Source organism: Duganella margarita (genome assembly GCF_009857535.1).
Classification (GTDB): domain Bacteria; phylum Pseudomonadota; class Gammaproteobacteria; order Burkholderiales; family Burkholderiaceae_D; genus Rugamonas; species Rugamonas margarita.
Map to the genome: position 1 here is coordinate 52,563 of NZ_WWCS01000019.1, position 20,238 is coordinate 72,800.

At 62.3% G+C, this 20,238-nt stretch carries 22 protein-coding genes; 7 read left to right on the forward strand and 15 right to left on the reverse strand.

Features of this window, described 5'->3' with window-relative positions:
* The first annotated feature begins 55 nt into the window (after positions 1 to 55).
* Positions 56 to 412, forward strand: coding sequence for an Arc family DNA-binding protein (locus GTP55_RS23430; RefSeq protein ID WP_161047224.1), 357 nt, complete (start codon positions 56 to 58; stop codon positions 410 to 412).
* 18 nt (positions 413 to 430) lie between these two features.
* Here the strand turns inward: GTP55_RS23430 and arfB are convergent, their stop codons facing one another.
* Positions 431 to 826 carry an alternative ribosome rescue aminoacyl-tRNA hydrolase ArfB gene (gene arfB / locus GTP55_RS23435; protein WP_161047225.1) on the reverse strand — a complete coding sequence of 132 codons (396 nt, stop codon included), beginning with the start codon at positions 824 to 826 and terminating at the stop codon, positions 431 to 433.
* A gap of 114 nt (positions 827 to 940) precedes the next feature.
* Between arfB and GTP55_RS23440 the strand changes: the two genes are divergently transcribed.
* A complete protein-coding gene (locus GTP55_RS23440; RefSeq protein ID WP_161047226.1) occupies positions 941 to 1,420 on the forward strand; it encodes a chemotaxis protein CheW in 480 nt (159 codons plus the stop codon).
* Here GTP55_RS23440 and GTP55_RS23445 read toward each other — a convergent pair.
* The 8 genes from GTP55_RS23445 to dapC form a co-directional block, all read right to left on the reverse strand.
* A complete protein-coding gene (locus GTP55_RS23445; protein ID WP_161047227.1) occupies positions 1,417 to 3,423 on the reverse strand; it encodes an ATP-binding cassette domain-containing protein in 2,007 nt (668 codons plus the stop codon). The genes GTP55_RS23440 and GTP55_RS23445 overlap by 4 nt on opposite strands.
* Before the next feature lie 89 nt (positions 3,424 to 3,512).
* Positions 3,513 to 4,400 (reverse strand): 50S ribosomal protein L3 N(5)-glutamine methyltransferase, encoded by an 888-nt coding sequence (gene prmB / locus GTP55_RS23450; RefSeq protein WP_161047228.1) that lies wholly within the window; start codon positions 4,398 to 4,400, stop codon positions 3,513 to 3,515.
* A 46-nt stretch (positions 4,401 to 4,446) separates the two neighbouring features.
* Positions 4,447 to 5,580 (reverse strand): succinyl-diaminopimelate desuccinylase, encoded by a 1,134-nt coding sequence (gene dapE, locus GTP55_RS23455; RefSeq protein ID WP_161047271.1) that lies wholly within the window; start codon positions 5,578 to 5,580, stop codon positions 4,447 to 4,449.
* 1 nt (position 5,581) lies between these two features.
* Complete coding sequence (locus tag GTP55_RS23460) at positions 5,582 to 5,935, reverse strand: ArsC family reductase (protein WP_161047229.1); 354 nt, start codon at positions 5,933 to 5,935, stop codon at positions 5,582 to 5,584.
* 87 nt (positions 5,936 to 6,022) lie between these two features.
* Positions 6,023 to 7,927, reverse strand: a complete 1,905-nt coding sequence (locus GTP55_RS23465; protein ID WP_161047230.1) for a hypothetical protein — start codon at positions 7,925 to 7,927, stop codon at positions 6,023 to 6,025.
* A gap of 79 nt (positions 7,928 to 8,006) precedes the next feature.
* Positions 8,007 to 9,149 (reverse strand): PilT/PilU family type 4a pilus ATPase, encoded by a 1,143-nt coding sequence (locus GTP55_RS23470; RefSeq protein WP_161047231.1) that lies wholly within the window; start codon positions 9,147 to 9,149, stop codon positions 8,007 to 8,009.
* Positions 9,150 to 9,173: 24 nt separating this feature from the next.
* Positions 9,174 to 10,001 (reverse strand): 2,3,4,5-tetrahydropyridine-2,6-dicarboxylate N-succinyltransferase, encoded by an 828-nt coding sequence (gene dapD, locus GTP55_RS23475; RefSeq protein ID WP_161047232.1) that lies wholly within the window; start codon positions 9,999 to 10,001, stop codon positions 9,174 to 9,176.
* A 10-nt stretch (positions 10,002 to 10,011) separates the two neighbouring features.
* Complete coding sequence (gene dapC / locus GTP55_RS23480) at positions 10,012 to 11,223, reverse strand: succinyldiaminopimelate transaminase (RefSeq protein WP_161047233.1); 1,212 nt, start codon at positions 11,221 to 11,223, stop codon at positions 10,012 to 10,014.
* Between the two features lie 88 nt (positions 11,224 to 11,311).
* On the opposite strand from dapC, the gene GTP55_RS23485 reads away from it, so the two are divergent.
* On the forward strand, positions 11,312 to 13,129 hold the full coding sequence (locus tag GTP55_RS23485; protein ID WP_161047234.1) for a DUF4153 domain-containing protein: 1,818 nt from the start codon (positions 11,312 to 11,314) through the stop codon (positions 13,127 to 13,129).
* Here GTP55_RS23485 and GTP55_RS23490 read toward each other — a convergent pair.
* Positions 13,122 to 13,262 carry a hypothetical protein gene (locus tag GTP55_RS23490; protein ID WP_229258130.1) on the reverse strand — a complete coding sequence of 47 codons (141 nt, stop codon included), beginning with the start codon at positions 13,260 to 13,262 and terminating at the stop codon, positions 13,122 to 13,124. The genes GTP55_RS23485 and GTP55_RS23490 overlap by 8 nt on opposite strands.
* The gene (locus GTP55_RS23495; protein ID WP_161047235.1) at positions 13,255 to 13,809 is read right to left on the reverse strand and encodes an isochorismatase family protein; all 555 of its coding nucleotides are present in this window, start codon (positions 13,807 to 13,809) and stop codon (positions 13,255 to 13,257) included. Before GTP55_RS23495 ends, GTP55_RS23490 begins: the two co-directional genes overlap by 8 nt.
* 57 nt (positions 13,810 to 13,866) lie before the next feature.
* Between GTP55_RS23495 and GTP55_RS23500 the strand changes: the two genes are divergently transcribed.
* Entirely contained in the window at positions 13,867 to 14,484 is a 618-nt protein-coding gene (locus GTP55_RS23500; protein WP_202423838.1) for a TetR/AcrR family transcriptional regulator, read from the forward strand.
* Here the strand turns inward: GTP55_RS23500 and GTP55_RS23505 are convergent, their stop codons facing one another.
* Entirely contained in the window at positions 14,485 to 15,477 is a 993-nt protein-coding gene (locus GTP55_RS23505; RefSeq protein WP_161047237.1) for a dipeptidase, read from the reverse strand. It abuts the gene before it with no gap.
* On the opposite strand from GTP55_RS23505, the gene GTP55_RS23510 reads away from it, so the two are divergent.
* On the forward strand, positions 15,470 to 15,922 hold the full coding sequence (locus GTP55_RS23510; protein ID WP_161047238.1) for a hypothetical protein: 453 nt from the start codon (positions 15,470 to 15,472) through the stop codon (positions 15,920 to 15,922). The genes GTP55_RS23505 and GTP55_RS23510 overlap by 8 nt on opposite strands.
* A 42-nt stretch (positions 15,923 to 15,964) precedes the next feature.
* Positions 15,965 to 17,221: a DEAD/DEAH box helicase gene (locus GTP55_RS23515; RefSeq protein ID WP_161047239.1), complete on the forward strand. Its 1,257-nt coding sequence runs from the start codon at positions 15,965 to 15,967 to the stop codon at positions 17,219 to 17,221.
* Here the strand turns inward: GTP55_RS23515 and GTP55_RS23520 are convergent, their stop codons facing one another.
* The gene (locus GTP55_RS23520; RefSeq protein WP_161047240.1) at positions 17,222 to 18,175 is read right to left on the reverse strand and encodes a GlxA family transcriptional regulator; all 954 of its coding nucleotides are present in this window, start codon (positions 18,173 to 18,175) and stop codon (positions 17,222 to 17,224) included.
* A gap of 88 nt (positions 18,176 to 18,263) precedes the next feature.
* Between GTP55_RS23520 and GTP55_RS23525 the strand changes: the two genes are divergently transcribed.
* Positions 18,264 to 18,890, forward strand: coding sequence for a cysteine hydrolase family protein (locus GTP55_RS23525; RefSeq protein ID WP_161047241.1), 627 nt, complete (start codon positions 18,264 to 18,266; stop codon positions 18,888 to 18,890).
* Here GTP55_RS23525 and GTP55_RS23530 read toward each other — a convergent pair.
* Together GTP55_RS23530 and GTP55_RS23535 are read right to left on the reverse strand one after the other, a co-directional pair.
* Positions 18,887 to 19,231, reverse strand: a complete 345-nt coding sequence (locus GTP55_RS23530) for a translation initiation factor Sui1 (protein WP_161047242.1) — start codon at positions 19,229 to 19,231, stop codon at positions 18,887 to 18,889. The genes GTP55_RS23525 and GTP55_RS23530 overlap by 4 nt on opposite strands.
* 3 nt (positions 19,232 to 19,234) lie before the next feature.
* Positions 19,235 to 20,209: a nucleoside hydrolase gene (locus GTP55_RS23535; RefSeq protein ID WP_202423839.1), complete on the reverse strand. Its 975-nt coding sequence runs from the start codon at positions 20,207 to 20,209 to the stop codon at positions 19,235 to 19,237.
* Positions 20,210 to 20,238 lie beyond the last annotated feature (29 nt).

The following is a 20,238-nucleotide window of genomic DNA, read 5'->3' on the forward strand; positions in this document are numbered from 1 at the left end:
ATTTAAAGTTTTCCTGTCACTAGCCAGTTTCTGCGGTTAATGCCAAGATACCGGCATGTCAGATATCTACCGCAGTCAATTCCGTATGCCCTTCGCGCTGTTCGAAAAGCTGAAGGCAGAAGCCGGCAAAGCTGGCCGAAGTGTCAATGCCGAATTGGTCGGGCGGCTGGAGCGGAGCCTGACCGACAGCTCCAATGATCTGGACGTCCGCCTCATCTTTGAGGCGCTGGAACGGCTTTCGCTGCGCAACCCGGAACTGCGGTATAGCTTCGGCGTCAACCTGGGCAGCCAGCTCGATGAACGGCCCGCCGAAATCGAAGGCGGCAACTGGACGCTGGCGGTCAATCCCGGCTCCGCAGCAGCAGATACCTACCTCAAACAGAATCCCGACCTGCTGCAAAAGAAAGCCTGAGCGCCGAACGATCAACGGTTACAGCAGGACTTTGCCGCGCAGCTGTTTGCGCTCGCCGTCCTTGCTCTTGCCTTCGAGGCGGCGGCGTTGCGATCCCATGGTGGGCTTGGTGGCGCGGCGCACGGCGGGCAGCACGGCCACGCTGTCGACCATCTCCTGCAGGCGGCGCAGCGCGTCCTGCTTGTTGGCCCCCAGGCTGCGCGACTGCTGCGCCTTCATCACAATCACCCCTTCGCGCGTGATGCGGCTGTCGCGCAACGCCTGCAGGCGTTGCTTGATATGGTCGGGCAGCGACGACGCGGCGATGTCGAAGCGCACATGCACGGCGTTGGACACCTTGTTCACATTCTGCCCGCCCGGTCCCTGAGCGCGGATGGCGGTGAATTCCACTTCATCGGGATTAATCTGGTTCATACGGCGATTGTAGCAAACACGCCCACGCGCCGGGGAAGGTTGACGCCTGTCAACGCCCACTGCGGCGCGCGCGGTTAGGATGGCATTTGCTGTTCTCCGAACGAAAGGATCAACATGTCTTCCTCGACCACGCAGGTCAGCGCCGCTGAGGCGCAGCAGTACCTGGTATTCCGGCTCGGCGGACTCGATTACGCGCTGGATTTCAGCAAGGTGCAGGAATTGCGCCCTTTGCAGGCACTGGAGCGCTTCTCGTCGGACGACGGCGAGATTATCAGTGGCGTGGTGGTGTCGCGCGGCGTGATCATGCCGATCGTTGACATGCGTATCGCCTTTGGTCCGCGTCCGCCGCAGCATGATCCGCTGACGGATGTGATCATCCTCAAGCTATCGAGCTGCGTGATGGGAATGGTGGTGGATGGCGTGACGGACATCGTCGCGCTGAAGCTGGATCAGATCGAACCGATTGCCGGTGCGGCGTCGGTGGACTATCTGATCGGCCTCGGGGAGGTGGACGGACGCCGTCTGATCGTGGTCGACATCGATAAGCTGATGTCGATCCGCAAAGTGCAATTCGGCGCCCGCCAGGCCGCTTAACCCAATGCTTCCATCTGTTCGTTCAACTCCAGCCACTGGGCTTCCAGCTCGCCCAGGTCTTTATTGAAGAAGGTCTGGTCGGCCAGCAGCTGTTTCAGCTTGGCCTTGTTGGCGGCGTCGTAAATCGACTCCTCGCCCAACTTGGCTTCCACTTCCGCCTTCTGCACGGTGCGCTTGGCGATCTGCTCGTCCAGGCGCTTGATTTTCTGCTCCAGCGGTTTACGCAGCGCGGACAGGCGCTGACGTTCTTCCGCCTCCTTGCGCTTCTGTTCCTTGGTGTTGACCACCGGCGCTTCAACCGCAGCCTTTTCCGGCGCGACCGGCGACTGCACCGGGAAGGCAGTCTTGTTGTCCTTGCCCGCCGCCGGCAGCACATCGGTGCCTTTACCCAGCTTGGTCTGGAACAGCCAATCCTTGTAGTCATCCAGGTCGCCGTCGAACGGTTGCAGCTTGCCGTCGGCGACAATGATGAACTGGTCGGTGGTGGCGCGCAGCAGGTGGCGATCGTGGGATACCACCACCAGCGTGCCTTCGAACTGCGCCAGCGCTTCGGTCAGCGCTTCACGGGTTTCCAGGTCCAGGTGATTGGTCGGTTCATCGAGCAGCAGCAGGTTGGGACGCTGCCAGACGATCAGCGCCAGAGCCAGGCGCGCCTTCTCGCCACCGGAGAACGGCGCGATCGAGCTGGTGACCATGGTGCCGGGGAAGTTGAAGCCGCCCAGGAAGTTGCGCAGTTCCTGCTCGCGCACCGTCGGCGCGATCTTCGCCAGGTGCCACAGCGGCGACTCGTCGTGGCGCAGCATCTCCACCTGGTGCTGGGCGAAGTAGCCGATGTTCAGGCCCTTGCCGGTGGTCGATTCGCCGGTCAGCGGCATGATGTCGCCGGCGATGGTCTTGATCAGCGTCGACTTGCCGGCGCCGTTCACGCCCAGCAGGCCGATACGCTGGCCGATCTGCAGCGAGAAGTTGATGTTGTTGACGATGGTCTTGTGGGTGATCTCGCCGGTCGCCTGGTCTTCGATCTTGTAGCCGGCATCCACGTCTTCCATCACCAGCAGCGGATTCGGTGCGCTTAGCGGCTCGCGGAATTCGAACGAGAATTCGGCGGCGGCGCGCAACGGCGCCAGTTCTTCCATCTTGGCCAGCGCCTTCATGCGGCTCTGCGCCTGGCGGGCCTTGGAGGCCTGCGCCTTGAAGCGGTTGACGAACGATTCCAGGTGGGCGCGTTTGCGCTGCTGCTTTTCCAGCGCGCCGGCGGCCAGGATCATCTGCGCTGCGCGCTGACGTTCGAAGGCCGAGTAGTTGCCCGAGTAGCGTTTCAGCTTGCGCTCATCGATGTGCACCACCACGTTGACGATTTCGTCGAGGAAGTCGCGATCGTGGGAGATGATCAGCAGCGTGCCGGGGTAGCGTTTCAGCCAGTCTTCCAGCCAGATGATCGCGTCCAGATCCAGGTGATTGGTTGGTTCATCGAGCAGCAGCAGGTCGGAAGGGCACATCAGCGCCTGCGCCAGATTGAGGCGCATGCGCCAGCCGCCGGAGAAGCTGGCCACCGGTTGCTGCATCTGGTCGAGCGAGAAGCCAAGGCCCAGCAGCAGCTGTTCGCCGCGCGACTGCACGGTGTAGGCGTCGGCGTCGGCCAGCGCGCTGTAGATTTCACCGATGGCGATGCCGTTCTCGGTGGTTTCCGGTTCGGACTCCAGGCGCGCCAGTTCGGCTTCCAGCTTGCGCAGGGTGACGTCGCCGTCGATGGCGTAGTCCAGCGCCGCGCGTTCCAGCGGCGGGGTTTCCTGCGCCACGTAGGCGACACGCCATTTGGCCGGGAAGTCGATATCGCCCTGGTCCGGGTGCAGCTCGCCGCGCATCATCGCGAACAGGCTGGATTTGCCGGCGCCGTTGGCGCCGATCAGGCCAATCTTGTCGCCGGGATTGAGGGTAACGTCGACTTGTTCCAGCAGCGGCTTTATGCCGCGCATCAGGCTTACTTGGTTAAAACGGATCATTGCATATTCTCGATACCGTCGTCCCCGCGCAAGCGGGGATCCATACTCAGCATGGATTCCCGCCTGCGCGGGAAAGACGCGGGTTATTTTTAGAGTTTCAACTGGTCGGCGGTCAGCAGGAAGACCATGTCGTCGCCATTGCTGGTGGTGAGCCACGTCAGGCCCAATTCGCCGAATGCGGCTTCGGCGAATGCTTTTTCATTGCCGATTTCGACGATCAGCAGGCCGTCGTCGGTCAGGCGTTCGGCGGCGCCGGCCACAATGCGGCGCACCAGGTCCATGCCGTCCTTGCCGCCATCCAGCGCCAGTTCAGGCTCGGCGCGGTATTCCATCGGCAGCTTGCTCATCGAGGCCGAATTCACGTACGGCGGATTGGTGATGATCAGGTCATACTTCTTGTTCGGCACATTGGCGTACAGGTCGGACTGGATCAGCGTCAAACGGTCTTCCAGCTCGTAGGTGGCGACGTTGCGCTTGGCGACTTCCAGCGCGTCAGCCGAAATGTCAACCGCATCGACGGCGGCATCCGGGAAGGCGTCCGCCATCATGATCGCCAGGCAACCGGACCCGGTGCACAGTTCCAGGATGTTCGACACGTTCTCAGGCTCGTTAACCCACGGCGCGAAGTATTCCGGAATCAGTTCGGCGATGAAGGAGCGCGGCACGATGGTGCGCTCGTCGACGTAGAACTTGTAGGCGCCGAGAAAGGCTTCGTTGGTGATGTAGGCAGCCGGCACGCGGTCGTTGGTGCGGCGATCGATCACGGCCAGCACCGCAGCCACTTCTTCAGGCAGCAGCTTGGCGTCCAGGAAAGGATCGAGCAGGTCCAGCGGCAGCTTGAGCGTGTGCAGGATCAGATAGGCTGCTTCGTCATACGCTTCAGTGCTGCCATGGCCGAAGAACAGCTTGGCGGTGTTGAAGCGGGTGACGGCATAGCGCAGCAGGTCGCGCGGCGTGGTGAAAAGAGTCGTGTTCATGGCTATCTCGGTAAAACGGTCATCGGAGCCCACGCCGCGCTGCTGTTTACGTCAGCAGGTTTTCCAGCGTGCGGCGATAGATATTCTTCAGCGGATCGACAAATCGCAGCTCGATATGCTCATCGATCTTGTGGATACTTGCGTTGGGAGGCCCGAATTCTATCACCTGAGGGCAGATCTGCGCGATAAAGCGGCCGTCCGAGGTGCCGCCGGTGGTCGACAATTCGGTCGTAACGCCGGTTTCCGACTTGATCGCCGCCGACAGCGCATCGCTCAGGGTGCCGCGCGGGGTCAGGAACGGCAGGCCGCTCAGCGCCCATTTGATGTCGTAATGCAGATGGTGCTTGTCCAGGATGGCGTGCACGCGGCGCTTCAGTTCCTCGTGGGTGCTGGCGGTGGAGAAGCGGAAGTTGAAGTCGACCACCATCTCGCCCGGGATCACATTATTGGCGCCGGTGCCGGCGTTAATGTTGGACATCTGCCAGGAAGTCGGCAGGTAGTACTCGTTGCCGTGGTCCCAGACTTCGGCCACCAGCTCGGCCAGCGCCGGCGCGCCCAGGTGGATCGGGTTCTTGGCCAGTTGCGGATAGGCGATGTGGCCTTGCACGCCCTTGATGGTCAGCTTGCCGGACAGTGAGCCACGGCGGCCGTTCTTGATCATGTCGCCCAGCGTTTCGTCCGAAGTCGGCTCGCCGACGATGCAGTAGTCGATGGTCTCGCCGCGTTCCTTCAGCAGGTTGCAGACGATGACGGTGCCGTCGGTGGCCGGGCCTTCTTCATCGCTGGTGATCAGGAAGGCGATCGAGCCTTTGTGGTCGGCGTGCTTGGCGATGAACTCTTCGCAGGCCACGACGAAGGCGGCGATCGAGGTTTTCATGTCGGCCGCGCCGCGGCCATACAGCTTGCCGTCGCGGTGGGTCGGCGTGAAGGGCTGCGAGCGCCATTGTTCGACCGGGCCGGTCGGCACCACGTCGGTGTGGCCGGCGAACACCATCACCGGCGAGGTCGTGCCGCGGCGTGCCCACAGGTTGGTGACACCGTTCGATTCGATGGTTTCGCAGACGAAGCCCAGTGGGGTCAGCAGGTCGATCAGGTGCTGCTGGCAGCCCTTGTCGTCAGGCGTGACGGACGACAGGGAGATCAGCTTTTCGGTCAGCGCCAGGGTCTTGGAGGGAGTCATATCAGCCATTGAAGATTTGTTGGTATTGCGCGTCGGAGAAGCCGACCGAGAAGGCGCCGTTGTTGTCCAGCACCGGGCGTTTGATCACGGAAGGGTTTTCCAGCATCAGCGCGATGGCCGCGTCGTCGTCGACGATGGATGCCTTGCGCTCGTCGGACAGCGCGCGCCAGGTGGTGCCCTTGCGGTTCACCAGCACGTCGCGCGACAGGTGTTTCAGCCAGCCGGCGACGATGTCGCGGCTCAGGCCTTGCTTTTTAAAGTCATGAAAGACGAATTCCTGCTGATGTTCGGCCAGCCAGGTGCGTGCTTTTTTGACGGTATCGCAGTTTGGGATACCGTAAATAGTAATTGTCATGAAGTAATTAATGCCGGGTGCGGAGGAGCGATAGCATACCATGCGCCCGCGGTCCAGCGGGATGCTCAAAACACATCAATAAGGGCTTCAGTCCCGCACCGCCTTGACACTGATGTCATACAGTTTGAACGCGTGCTTGCCTGCCCAAAGATTGCGGAATTCCAGCACCGGCGCCTTTTGCAACGAGATGATCTTGAAGTCGGCCGTGAATTCGCTGACGGCGCCATCTGTCCCCGGCAGTTCTCTGATCATCAGCGCTTGCTGGGCGCCGGTATCCAGCACATCGAACAGCGCAACCGGCTCGCTGCGTGCCGCCGGACTGCTGTATTTGACAGTGATGCGATAGGTCGACCTTGGGTATGGAAGATAGGGGCCAAAGCTGACGAAGCCCGGTGTGTCCTTGCCTGGTTCGGCAACGCGGGTACTGCCGTCAATCCGTCCGGTTTGCGACGGCAGGGTCGCAGCGGCGAAAACTTCATCCTTGTGCGCTGGCAGTGGCGAGGACGCGGCGTTGATGATCGCCGTGCCCACGCCGTACATGAGGGCGAAAAAGGCTGCGGCTAACAGACCGAAACGCTTGAACTCGACTTTGCGCGCAAACCCAGCCAGCGGCAGCACGATGACCACGGTGAGCCATGTGTAGTTGGGCAGATGGCTGACGGCCCAGGTGATGGAATACAGTGCCGGCAGCCAACTGTGGATGGCTGGGTAGAGCTCTGCATAGGCGTCGAACGGTGTCGTTGGCGCGCGGTTATACAGATCGGGTGCGGTAAATGCATAGTGGTACAGCAGGTAAGCCTGTATCAGCATCACCAGCAGCACGATGGCGGCGAATGCCCGTTCACTGCGCCGGGCCAGTTCGAGCAAACCGTATAGTGTCGGAATCATGAAGACCACGACAGCGGTCCAGCCGAAGCGGCCCGAAAAACTCCAGCCGCCATACCAGTTGGGATGCAGCGCATTCAGCAATATCATCGACAGGAACAGCACGCCGCCGAGCAGTGCCAGCGGACGCCGGCTGCGATACAGCCAGCCCATGCCCAGCAAGCCGATCAGGAATACCGGATTTTGCACGAGGAAGCCCTGATTCTGGTCTATGAACAGGCCCAGGAATACCATCAGGCTAGCAGGGCTGGCGTCCAGAGCGCCCTGCAGATAAGGGCCGGATGCTTTGCCAAATGCGTAGGAGTTATAGGCAATCAACGTCAGGCAGGACAGGGCGGCCACCGCCGCGATGCGGGCAATCCGTTTGAGGTCGCGGGACTCGGCAAAAATCTTCGACATCACGGCCAGCAAAATCACGCCGCAAGCCGGGCCGAATTTGATTTGCAGCCAGGGCAGGTAGGCCACGGCAGCGGCGAACAACAGTTCCAGTGGCATGCTGCGCTTGTCCTGGGTAGTGCTGAACCAGTACAAGCCCATCATGGCCAGCGCGCCTGCCATCAAGTCGGGATAGATCTGGTTGGCGGCCGGGAGTAGCGGCATGCCGATACAGGTGGCGCACACGGCCAGCCAGCGATGCCGCTGGTTGGTCGAGAACAGCGCGGAGAATTTCCATGCAAACACGACGATCAGTGCGCCAAACAACATCATGAACACCTTGGCGCCGACCATTCCGCCAATGGTGAAAGGAATCGCCAGCAGCAAAGGCAAGCCGATGTTGTGGACGTTGAATTGGCCGTGGGGGCCAGCCACTGAATGTACGAATGACGCGTCTGGTTTCGTGCCGGGCGGCTGACCGAATGCCTTGGCACGTTCCGGCGGCTCCAATGCGCTCTTGTACGCAACCGTCTGTTCCAGTGTCCCATGTTGGGCCAGGCCGTTGGCCATGATCAGGTAGTGCGGTTCATCGCCAGTGACGCCGTTAACGTGTCTGGCGTTCCAGACGATAATGACCATCAGCGCACATAAGCCATATATCAGCAGGAGGGAAGCGAGCGAAAAGAGTTTTTCCCTTGCCGGGGAAAGATTCTGGACGTGATGAAAAGGCATAAATAAAAAACATTATAGCAGTGCGCCGTTGTTAACACCGCAACGTTTCATATCCCTTAATGCCCGAATGCTACCGGCGTCAGGTGTTCAGCGTGAATTCCGTAAAGGATGTTTCGCTCTGCACCGGCTTGGCTTCGGTCTCTGCCTGGGAGGCTTTGCTGTCCGGGCCATTATTGATGAGCCACAACAGATTGGTGGCTGAATCGGCGTTGGCCAGTGCCTCGTCCTGGCTGATCAGCCCATCCTGCACCAGCTTGAGCAGCGATTGCTCGAACGATTGCGAACCGGGCGACAAACTCTTCTCCATCGCTTCCTTGATCTGGCTGATTTCGCCTTTCTCGATCAGGTCCGAGATATAGCGCGTATTGACCATCACCTCCACCGCCGCCGACCGCGTGCCGCCGTGGATCGAGCGCACCAGCCGCTGCGATACAATCGCCTTGATGGCGCTCGACAGATCCTGCAACAGGGCAGGGCGGTTCTCGATTGGATAGAAGCTGATGATGCGATTGAGCGCGTTGTAGCTGTTGTTGGCGTGCAGCGTCGCCAGCACCAGGTGGCCGGACTGCGCATAGGCCAGCGCCGCCGCCATGGTTTCCTTGTCGCGGATCTCGCCGATCAGAATGCAGTCCGGCGCCTGGCGCATCGAGTTGCGCAGCGCCGTGGCAAAGTCCCTGGCGTCGCTGCCGATCTCGCGCTGGTTGACGATGGATTTTTTATTGCGGAACAGGTACTCGATCGGATCTTCCAGCGTCAGGATATGGCCGGAGCGCAGTTCGTTGCGGTGATCCAGCATCGAGGCGATGGTGGTCGATTTGCCGGAACCGGTGGCGCCTACCAGCAGCAGCAAGCCGCGCTTTTCCATGATCAGGTCCGCCAGCACCGGCGGCAGCTGCAAATCGGCCAGCAGCGGGATGGTGGCGGGCACAAAGCGGAACACGGCGGAGATGCTGCCGCGCTGCTTGAACGCTGACAGACGGAAGCGGCCCAGGTTCGGCACCGATACGCCCATGTTCAATTCGTTGGTGGCAGCCAGTTCGTCCATCTGCTCCGGCGTGGCGATTTCCGCCAGCAGGGCATGGATGTTTTCCGGCTCCAGCTTCTGCTGGTTGATCGGGATCAGGTTCCCGTTGATCTTGATGTGAACCGGAGAGTTCACCGCGAAGAACATGTCCGACGCGTTTTTTTCCTTCATCAGCTGGAACAGGCGGTCCATGGCCATGGCGAATCTCCGGTTTTTACTGCATTAAACGCCGCGCAGCAGTTCGTTGATGCTGGTCTTGGAACGGGTCTGCGCATCGACGCGCTTGACGATCACCGCGCAGTACAGCGAGTACTTGCCGTCTTCCGATGGCAGCGAACCCGATACCACCACCGAACCCGAAGGTACGCGGCCGTAGGTCACTTCGCCGGTGGCGCGGTCGTAGATCTTGGTCGACTGGCCGATGTACACGCCCATCGAGATCACCGAGTTCTCTTCGACGATCACGCCTTCGACGATTTCCGAGCGGGCGCCGATGAAGCAGTTGTCTTCAATGATGGTCGGATTGGCCTGCATCGGTTCCAGCACGCCGCCGATGCCGACACCGCCCGACAGGTGGACGTTCTTGCCGATCTGTGCGCACGAACCGACGGTGGCCCAGGTATCGACCATCGCGCCTTCATCGACGTAGGCGCCGATGTTGACGTACGACGGCATCAGCACCACGTTCTTGGCGATGAAGGAGCCGCGGCGCGCCACGGCTGGCGGCACCACGCGGAAGCCGCCCTTGGCGAAATCGTCGGCGGTGTAGTTGGCGAACTTGGTCGGCACTTTGTCGTAGAACTGCATGGTGCCATCCGATGGGAGGACCACGTTGTTCTCCAGGCGGAACGACAGCAGCACGGCCTTCTTGACCCACTGATTCACGACCCAGGTGCCGGTGGCTTTGTCGGCTACGCGAATGGTCCCCGCGTCCAGACCGGCCAGCACGTGGTTGACTGCTTCGCGCAGTTCGGCGGCGCCGTTGGACGGGTTGATGTTCGCGCGGTCTTCCCAGGCGGTTTCGATGATGTTCTGGAGTTGTTGGCTCATGATGGACTCTTTATTTATTAAGGGACTTGCAGAATTGGACGATGCGCTGGGCCGCTTCCAGGCCTTCCGCCGTTTCGGCGACCAGCGCCATGCGGATGCGGTTGCGGCCTGGGTTGACGCCATGCGCTTCGCGCGCCAGGTAGCTGCCCGGCAGTACGGTGACATTATATTCGGCGTACAGGCGCTGGGCGAATTCGGTGTCGGACAGGCCGGTGCGGCTGACGTCAGCCCACAGGTAGAAGCCGGCGTCCGGCAGTTCGACATCCAGCACTTGCTTCAGCAAAGGCGTGATGGCGTTGAACTTGGCGCGGTATTGTTCGCGGTTTTGTTCGACATGGGTTTCGTCGTTCCACGCCGCGATCGACGCAGCCTGCACGGAGAGGCTCATGGCGCCGCCGTGATAGGTGCGGTACAACAGAAATTTTTTCAGCACGTCGGCGTCGCCGGCCACAAAGCCCGAGCGCATGCCCGGCACGTTGGAGCGCTTCGACAGGCTGCTGAACACCACCAGGCGCGCATACGGCTGGTCGATGGTGGCCAGGCCCAGTTGGTGCGCCGCTTGCATCGCGCCCAGCGGCGGCTCGCCCTGATAGATCTCGGAGTAGCACTCGTCGGCGGCGATGATGAAGTTGTAGCGTTCCGACAGCGCGAACAGGTTTTCCCAGTCGGTCAGCGACAGCACGGCGCCGGTCGGGTTGCCCGGCGAGCAGACGAACAGCAGCGCCACGCGCTGCCACACCTCGGCCGGAATGCTGTCGTAGTCGCAGCCGAAGTTGCGCGCCGGGTCGGAATTGATGAAGTACGGCTCGGCGCCGGCCAGGTAGGCCGCGCCTTCATAAATCTGGTAGAACGGATTCGGGCTGACCACCAGCGACTTGGCGTCCTTGTCGATCACCGCCTGCGCCAGCGCGAACAGCGCCTCGCGCGAGCCGTTCACCGGCAGCACCTGGGTGGCGGGATTGAGCTTGGGCAGGTTGTAGCGGCGTTCCAGCCAGCCGGCAATGGCGGCGCGCATCTCGGGCGAACCGATGGTGGTTGGATAGACGGCCAAACCGGACAGGTTATCGGCCAGCGCCTGCTCGATGAACTTCGGCGTCGGATGCTTGGGCTCACCCATGCCAAGGCTGATGGCCTTGTACTCGGGGGCGGGCGTGACCTGCTCAAACAGCAGACGCAGTTTTTCGAACGGGTAGGGATGCAGCTTGTCGAGAAGTGGATTCATAGTCTTTGATTATAGCGCCTCCACGCTTGCCCGGTCATCCATGCTAAATTGTCAAACTAATCGAATTCATCATCATTGGACGGAAAAGATGGAACACAACGAGATCGCGCTGGAAGCGCAGGTCAGCCGCAAGGTGATGGCGACGCGGCTGGCGGTGGGGCTGGTGCAGGGATTGCTGCTGTATTGGCTGTACGCCGCCAGCCGGGATGTGGCATGGCCGGCCGCCGCGCCGTACCTGATGGTGCCGCTGCTGACGGTGCTGCTGATACTGCCCGTATTGCTGGTCTCCAGTCTTGGTCACCTGGCGCCGCGCCAGGCAGCCGTCTGGCTGCTCTCGGCGCTGGCCGTGCTGCTGGCGCTGGCGCTGCATGATGTGTGGCGCGGGGCGAACAGCTATCCCTTGCTGTCCAACTGGGACAACAAGCCGGTTTACTCGCCATCGATGATGCTGGTGTTCTTCAGCTGCGTGTTTTTCTTCATCGCCCACGCGCTGGTAATGGCCGGCGCGCAGGACGGCAAACGCATCGCCAGCTACAACACGTATTTTGAAGTGGCGTGGAAGCTGGCGATACAGCTGCTGTTTTCCGCCTTTTTCGTCGGTGCGCTGTTCCTGGTGCTGCACATGGGCGCCACCCTGTTCATGCTGGTCAAGCTGAAATTCCTGCATGAGCTGCTGGAGAATTCGTGGTTCAACGTGCCGGTGATCTGCACTGCCTTCTCTTGCGCGATGCATGTGACGGATGTGCGGCCGTCGATCGTGCGCGGCATCCGCACATTGCTGCTGGTGCTGATGTCGTGGATCTTGCCGGTGGCCGTGGTGCTGGTAACCGGCTTCCTGTGCACGCTGCCGTTCACCGGGCTGACCGCGCTGTGGGAGACGCGCCACGCCACCTCGGTGCTGCTGTTCACGGCGGCAGTGCTGCTGGTGCTGGTCAACGCCGCCTTCCAGAACGGCCAGGCGATCGTCGCCTTGCCGCTGCGCGTAGGCGCGCGCACCGCCGCCATCCTGATCCTGCCGATCGTCATGGTCGGCATGTATGCGCTGGGGCTGCGGGTGGTGCAGTATGGCTGGACCTCGGACCGCGTGATCGCCGCCGCCTGCCTGCTGGTGGCCAGCAGCTACGCCATCGGCTACCTGTGGGCCGCGTACCAGTACGACACGTGGCTGCGGCCGCTGGCGATGGTGAATATCTTTACCTCGTTCCTGGTGCTGGCGGTGCTGCTGGCCTTATTTACGCCGATTGCCGATCCGGCACGTATCGGCGTCAATAGCCAGATGGCGCGGCTGGCCAAGGGCAAGATCATCGCATCCAAATTCGACTTCCGCTATTTGCGCTTTGAGGGTGGCCGATACGGGCAGGCCGCGCTGGAGGAACTGAAACGCAGCACGGGGCCGGACGCCGCGCTGTTGCAGCGAGAGGCCGCCGCCGTGCAGGCGCTGGACAACAAACAGCGCTGGCAGGCGCCGGTGCGGTCGACCGCGCCGGTGTCGGTCGCTGCCAATATGACCGTGTGGCCCGCTGGCGCGCAGCTGCCAGCCAGTTTTGTGGCGCAGAAGTGGGATGCGATGCAGGACGACCGCAAACCGGAGTGCCTCACCAGCAGGAACGGCAAGTGCGACGCCTTTGTCCTCGTTCTCGGTGGCGATGGCAAGCAACAGGTGCTGTTAGTGCCAGAGCAGAATGCGGGCCAGGGCCGTTTGTTTGCGGCCGGGGCGGATGGCAAGTGGACCGTGGTCGCTACGCCGCGCTACAGTGACATCGCCTGCAAAGCAGTGTTGGACAAGCTGCGCAAAGGCGAATTTAATCTGGTCGACCGGCCTTACAAAGACCTCAACGTCGGCGGCCGGCGCGTGGAGTTTGAACTCAGCGCCACGCCGGAGGAGGAGTGCTCCAAGATCAGGTAGCCGCGCCTTGCAGCGGGCAGGCCTGCATGTCGGCGCCGGGGCGGCGCGTCAGTTCGCCGCGCAGCAGGTGCAGTCCGTCGATGCGCTGATCGATATCGGCGAGCTTGCGCTCCAGCGCCGGGGCGTTATCCAATGGTGGCCAGTAGCTCGGCTGTCGAACGCACATGGCCAAGTATCGGGAAGATGGTCTGTACCGAGAACTGGTGCATCTCCGCCTTGATGCTGGACATGGCGTCTTCTGCGAACATCAGCGCGTAGCCCAGATCCTGCGCTGCGCGCGCGGTGGATTCCACGCCGAAGTTGGTGGCGATGCCGCCCAGGATGATGGTCTTGATGCCGCGCCGGCGTAGTTGCTGCTCCAGCGAGGTGCCGTGGAACGCGCCCCATTGGCGCTTGTCGATGACGATGTCGCCCGGCTGCATGCCGGCAGCGTCGACAATCTCCCAGGCCTGCGGCGGCAGCGGCGCGGCGGATGGATCGCGGTTCACCGAAACGTCGCCGGGCTGCGGCAGCAGTTCGTTCACCAGCACGCGGACGTAGACCACCGTGCCGCCCTTGCCGCGTACCGCGTCCGCCAGGCGCGCGCCGTTTTCCACCACCTGTTGCGCGGAATGCGGCGCCAGCGTGCGCGCCACGTTGCTATGTTGAAGATCAATTAATACCAGTGCTGTCGTTTCCATGGTTTGCGCTCCTTGAATGTGAGGATATCCTCATATATTGTAGCTTATAATGTGAGGATGTCCTCAGATACTCAAAAACGGCGTAAGCCGCAGCAGTTGCGTGGCGAGCAGCGGATGGCCGCGATGCTGGATGCCGCCGCCGCTGTCTTCGCAGAATCCGGCTTCGACGCCGCCACCATGACCGCCATCGCCGAGCGTTCCGGCTCGTCGATCGGCGCCCTTTATCAATACTTCCCCAACAAGCTGACGCTGGCCCGTGCGCTGCGCGAACAGTATGGCGAAGACATGGCGCAGCGCTGGAGCGGCCTGACAACCGATGCGGCACATCTGAGCGTCAACGCGCTGGCGGACCGGGTATTCGATTTGATGATCGGTTTCTTTGACGAGCATCCGGCCTATTTCGCGCTGCTCAACGCCACGCTGGGCTACCAGCGCAGCGCCGACGCGCGCCAGCGTTTGCGGGCGCAATTCGGCGCGGTGTTAAGGCAGAAAAATCCGGAGATGGAGGAGGAAGAAGCGCTGCGCACCGCCAATGTGGCGCTGCAGATCGTGAAGGGATTGAATCCGCTTTACGCGCAAGCCAGTGCGGCGGAGCGCCGCAAACTGGTGGCGGAATTCAAGCTGGCCTTGCAGGCCTACCTGAAAATCCGCCTGCATAAATCATCTGCCGGCTAATCAGGCGGCTTGAGCCAGCGCCGCCTCGGCCGCGCCCCAGACCTGCTGCGCCACGCGCATCATGTTGCGGCCCAGGACCAGCTCCGCCTCGGTCTCGCTCATGCCGGCGCGGCGCAATGCGGCCGGCAGTTCGCGCCAGACCTCTGGCGGCGTAAAGCTGGGCGGCTTGTCGGCGCTGTAGCCGGCGGACGCGGGCCACCAGTGCGAAGGATCGAAATCGCCGGGCGGCGTGTCGTCCAGACCTGGCTGCTGGAAGCAGATATCCAGGCCGATGCCCGCATGCTTGATGCCCACCAGATCCGCGATGTAGGCCACATGGCGCGCCACGTCGTTGGCGTCCGGCTGCGCGCTGCCGAGGAAGAAGGAGAGGCCGGACACGCACACCACGCCGCCGGTCGCAGCGCAGGCGCGGATCTGTTCATCGGTGACGTTGCGGCCATGCTGCACCAGCGTGTACGGATTGGCGTGGCTGAATATCACCGGATGCGACGAGGCGTTCATGATCTCCAGGCTGCACAGGCGCCCGGTATGCGAGCAATCCATCAGGATGCCGTTCTGGTTAACCGCTTCCACCATGCGCTGGCCGAGCGGCGTCAGGCCGCGCGCGACGTCATGGCAGCCGTCCGCCACGCTGTTATTGCGGTTGTAGGCAAAGTGCATCTGGCGCACGCCCAGTTGCGCATACAGCGCCACCATGTCCGGCTGCTCCAGCAGCGGCAGCGCGCCTTCCAGGTCGAAGCTGATCGCCATGCGGCCGTCGGCGGCGGCCTGGATGATGTCGTCCACGCTGGAGACCAGCGCATAGCGTTCCGGATCGGCGGCGATGGTGGCGCGGTAGCCGGCGATGACCGACATTACCTGCGACAGCGGATTCATGTCGGCGCCGACGTTCAACGACACATAATTGACCCCGGCCGCATGCAGCCGGTGCACAGGCGTGAAGTCGGCCAGCGGATGCTGTGGCAGGCAGGCATGGGCGTCCCAATTGATCATGGTAGTTTTCTTTGTCAAAACGGCTATTCTGAATGATAATGCATTCAATGACGATAACGGAGAAATTCTCATGCGTTTGTCCGGTTTGACGCTATTGGCTGCATTGTCCGCCGGCGCGCAAGCGCAGACTGCGGAAAAAGATCCGTATCTTGATGCCGCGGTGTCAGCGCAGCAGGTCAAGGCGCTGCAGGAGCATACCGATCCGGCTGTGAAGAAGGTGGTGACCGAAGCCATCGCCTCCGAGCCGAGGCCGCAGCCTTTGCTGCAAAGCGAGCCGGCATTCAGCGTTGCCAAATCGAACATGATGACCGCAGCCTTTAACGAAGCCAAGGTGCCGGACTGCCTGCATTCGGAAGGCCTGAAGCGGCAGCCGACCTTTTTCCTCTCTGGATATCTGGCGCTGCCGTTCATCGCTGTCGCCGCCTTGCGCGGAGTGTGCAACTAGCATGCTTTATACTGTCGCCTGATTTCTTTCATTTAGGCCGATATGTCTTTTTCCACACTGGGCCTTGCTCCCTCCCTGCTCAACGCCATTACCGAAATCGGTTACGAAGAGCCGACCGCCATCCAGCGCGCCGCCATTCCCGCCATCCTGCGCGGCGAGGATGTGCTGGGCGCCGCGCAAACCGGCTCCGGCAAGACGGCCGCCTTCGCGCTGCCACTGCTGCAATCGCTGCTGGATAACCGCGACGGTCCGCGCCAGCTGCATGGCCTGGTGCTGGTGCCGACGCGCGAACTGGCGGTGCAGGTGGGCGAGTCGATCCGCAAGCTGGTGTCCCACCTGAATATGCCGGTCAAAGTCGCCATCGTGTTCGGCGGCGTGTCGATCAACCCGCAGATGATGGCGCTGCGCGGCGGCGCCGACATCGTGGTTGCCACGCCTGGCCGCCTGCTGGACCTGATCGACCACAACGCGCTGAAGATCTCGCGCGTCTCCATGCTGGTGCTGGACGAGGCGGACCGCCTGCTGGACCTGGGCTTCAGCGAGGAATTGAACCGCATCCTGGAGCTGCTGCCCAAGCAGCGCCAGAACCTGTTCTTCTCCGCCACCTTTCCGCCGGCGGTGCAAAAGCTGGCCGACGGCATCCTGCATCAGCCATCGCGCATCGAAGTGCTGTCCGAGCCGTCCAGCAAACCGGATATCGTGCAGCGCGCGATTGCGGTCGATGTGCCGCGCCGTACCATGCTGCTCAAGCACCTGATCCAGGAGCATAAGTGGCGCGGCGTGATGGTCTTCGTCGCCACCAAGTATGCTGCCGATCACGTGGCCGACAAATTGAATCGCAACGGCATCCATGCCGCCTCCTTCCACGGTGAATTGAGCCAGGGCGCACGGACCCAGACACTGACCGATTTCCGCTCCGGCTATCTGCAGGTGCTGGTGGCAACCGATGTGGCGGCGCGCGGCATCGACATTGCGCGCTTGCCGGCGGTAGTCAACTATGACCTGCCGCGTTCCGCCGTCGACTACACGCACCGCATCGGCCGCACCGGCCGCGCAGGTGAAAGTGGCGTGGCGATCAGCTTTGTGACGGCGGAATCGGAGCCACATTTCCGCCTGATCGAGAAACGCCAGGAGCAACGCGTGCCACGCGAGACCATCGCCGGTTTCGAGCAAACGGAAACGGCGGCGCCGGTCAGCGCCGTCACCGACGTGGAAAACGGCGGCATCAAGGGCAAACGCAAGAGCAAGAAGGACAAGCTGCGCGAAGCCGCCGCTGCCGCCGGCGAGGCAGGCGAATAATCAGGCAGCGCCGGCCCGGAACTGGCGGCGATAGTCGGACGGTGAGGTAAGCAGCACGGCGCGGAAGTGCTGGCGCAGCGACAGTGCCGAACCGAAGCCGGCTTCCTGCGCCACCAGCTCGATCGAGGCGTCGCTGCTTTCCAGCAGCCGCTGGGCATGCGCCACGCGCTGGTTCAGCAGCCATTGCTTGAACGAGGTGCCGGTGGCGTCGCGGAAGTGGCGCGTGAAATTACGGCGGCTCATGGCGGCGCGCGCGGCCAGCGCGTCGATGCTGTGGTTATCCGCCAGATGGCGGTTGACCCAGTCCAGCACCTGCGTAAAGCGGTCGTCGCTGCCGCTCACAGGTACTGGACGCTCGATGAATTGCGCCTGTCCACCCTGACGGTGCGGCGCCACCACCAATTGCCGCGCCACCTGGTTTGCCGCGTCGGCGCCGCACAACTGGCGTAGCAGATACAGGCAGCAGTCCAGGCCCGCCGCCACGCCGGCGGAGGTCAATACATCATCATCCACATACAATACTTCGCGGTCGACCACGACGGCGGGATGGCGTTCGGCCAGCGCGTCGGCATACGCCCAGTGGGTGGTGGCGCTGCGGCCATCCAGCAAGCCCGCCTCCGCCAGCGGGAAGGCGCCCAGGCACAGACCGACGATGCGGGCGCCGCGCTTGTGTGCGCGTTTCAGCGCTTCCAGCAGTGCTGCTGGCGCTGGCCGGCAGTCGTCGTGCCAGGTCGGAAGGATGACGATATCGGCGCGGCTAAGTGTCTGTAGTCCATGCTGGACGCTGATGTCGAAACCGCCGGTGGTGCGCAGCGGCGATGGATCGGGCGAGCAGATTTTGAGGTCGAACGCGGCGTCGCGGAACACCATGCCCGGAACGGACAGGTGGAAGGGCGTGATGCCGTCAAAGGCGATGACGGCGATTCGGTGGCGTTTTGCAGTGGGCGCGTTCATGGCCCGATTATATCGTATGTATGCCTTCGGGCCGCTGTTGGCGCGGCGCTGCAAGGCGCAAAATAGGCTCATTAACCAACCGGAGAATATGATGCGCCGAGCCTTGATCGTCATTGATGTGCAAAACGAATACTTCAGCGGCAATATGAAGATTGAATATCCGCCGGTGGATGTGACGCTGCCGAACATCACGCGGGCGATGGATGCTGCCCGCGCCGCCGATATCCCGGTGGTGGTGGTGCAGCACGACGCGCCGGAGCAGTCGCCGATTTTCGCCAAGGGATCGCCGGGCTGGCAGCTGCATGACGAGGTGGCGAAGCGCGCGGCCAGCTACCGTGTCAACAAAACCTATGCCAGCGTGTTCACTGGCACCGGTCTTGCGGCGTGGCTGGCGGAGCATGAGGTCGACACGCTGACCATCGTTGGTTACATGACGCATAACTGCGACGCCGCCACCATCTACGAGGCGGCGCACAAAGGATTGACGGTGGAATTCCTGGCCGACGCCAGCGGTTCGCCGTCCTACGAAAACGCGGCCGGCAAGGCCAGCGCGGAAGAGATACACCGCGTATTCAGCACGGTGTTCCATTCCGGCTTTGCCGCCGTGGCCAGCACCGATGCATGGATCGCCACAGTGGCCGAGGGCAAGGCGCTGGAGCGCGACAATATCTACCTGTCGGTCCAGCGCGCGCAATCACGACAGGCTGCTGGCTAACCGCCCACGCGTTTGGGCTTGTGGCCGAGTTTAGTCAGTTCGGCCAGCACGCGTTCGCAATGGTCGCCCTGGATTTCGAGCACGCCGTCCTTGACGGTGCCGCCGGAACCGCAGGCGCTGCGCAGCTGCTTGCCCAATGCTGCCAGCGCGTCGGCATCCAGCGGCAGGCCGCGCACCAGCGTGACGGTCTTGCCGCCGCGTCCCTTGGATTCGCGCGACACGCGCACATTGCCGTCGCCGGCCGGTTTGGCCTTGGCGGCGCTCTTGCAGTCGCAGTCGGTCAGCGGCTTGCGGCAGTCAGGGCACATGCGGCCCGTTTCGGTGGAATAGACGAGCGCCATGGCTTAATCCTTCAACAGTCGTGGCATAAAGATCTCGAAGAATCGCTTCTGGTCAGATGCAAGGCATACCTGCGCATTCGGCTTGCCCGCCTGTTCGCGGGTGTAGCCATCCTTGTCCACCACGATATGCAGCGGCGTTAGGTGGCAGACAGCGGGATCGAGCAGCCACGCCACCGGCACCACGTCAAACAGAGATGGCATATTGCTGGACCACGGCTGGTAAGCATCGATCCATTGATGGTAGAGCAGCGCCAGTTGGTCGGTGACCGCCGAGCCGTGGCCGAGCAGGGCGTTGCGTTCCACTTCATCCAGGCGGATTTGGGTGGAGTCGACCGGCATCATCACGATCGGCACGCCGGCGGTGAACAGCTTTTGCGCGCCGGCGATGTCGGAGACGATGTTGTATTCCTTGTCGGCCGGGCGTGATGGCACGTATTGCGATTTGCGATAGCCGCTGCGCACCGAACCGCCCATCATGACCACTTGTTTGAGTTTGCCGAAGGTGGCGGCGTCGCGCTCGATGGCGGCGCCGATGTTGGTCAGCGGGCCGAGGGCCAGCAATGTGATCTGGCCGGGCTGGCGCTTGATCTGATCCAGCATGAAACCGATGGCGTCCACCGGCGGCAGCGCTTTGCCGCGCTGCGCGTAGCGGGCTTGCGTGAAGGGCTGCGGGTTGTTGGTGGTGCGGACGCCTTGTGCGACCGGGATCTGGCTGTGGCCTGTTTCGCGCAGCATGCGTTCCAGCAGTTGCGCGCGCAATGCGGTGTCGCCCCAGGCAGTAGTGATGCCGACGATCTCGATCTCCGGGCTTTGCAGCAGCAGGCCGAGGGCGAAGGCGTCGTCGATGTCGTCGCCGATGTCCATGTCGACGATGACTTTTTGCGGCGCGGCCGCCTGCGCAGGAACACCCAGCATCGCGCAAGACAGTGCCAGCACGTTGAACAGCCCGCGCAGCGGCCGGGCAAGGTTATAAGCCATGTAAGTCCTCGATTCGTTGGAAGCGGGGA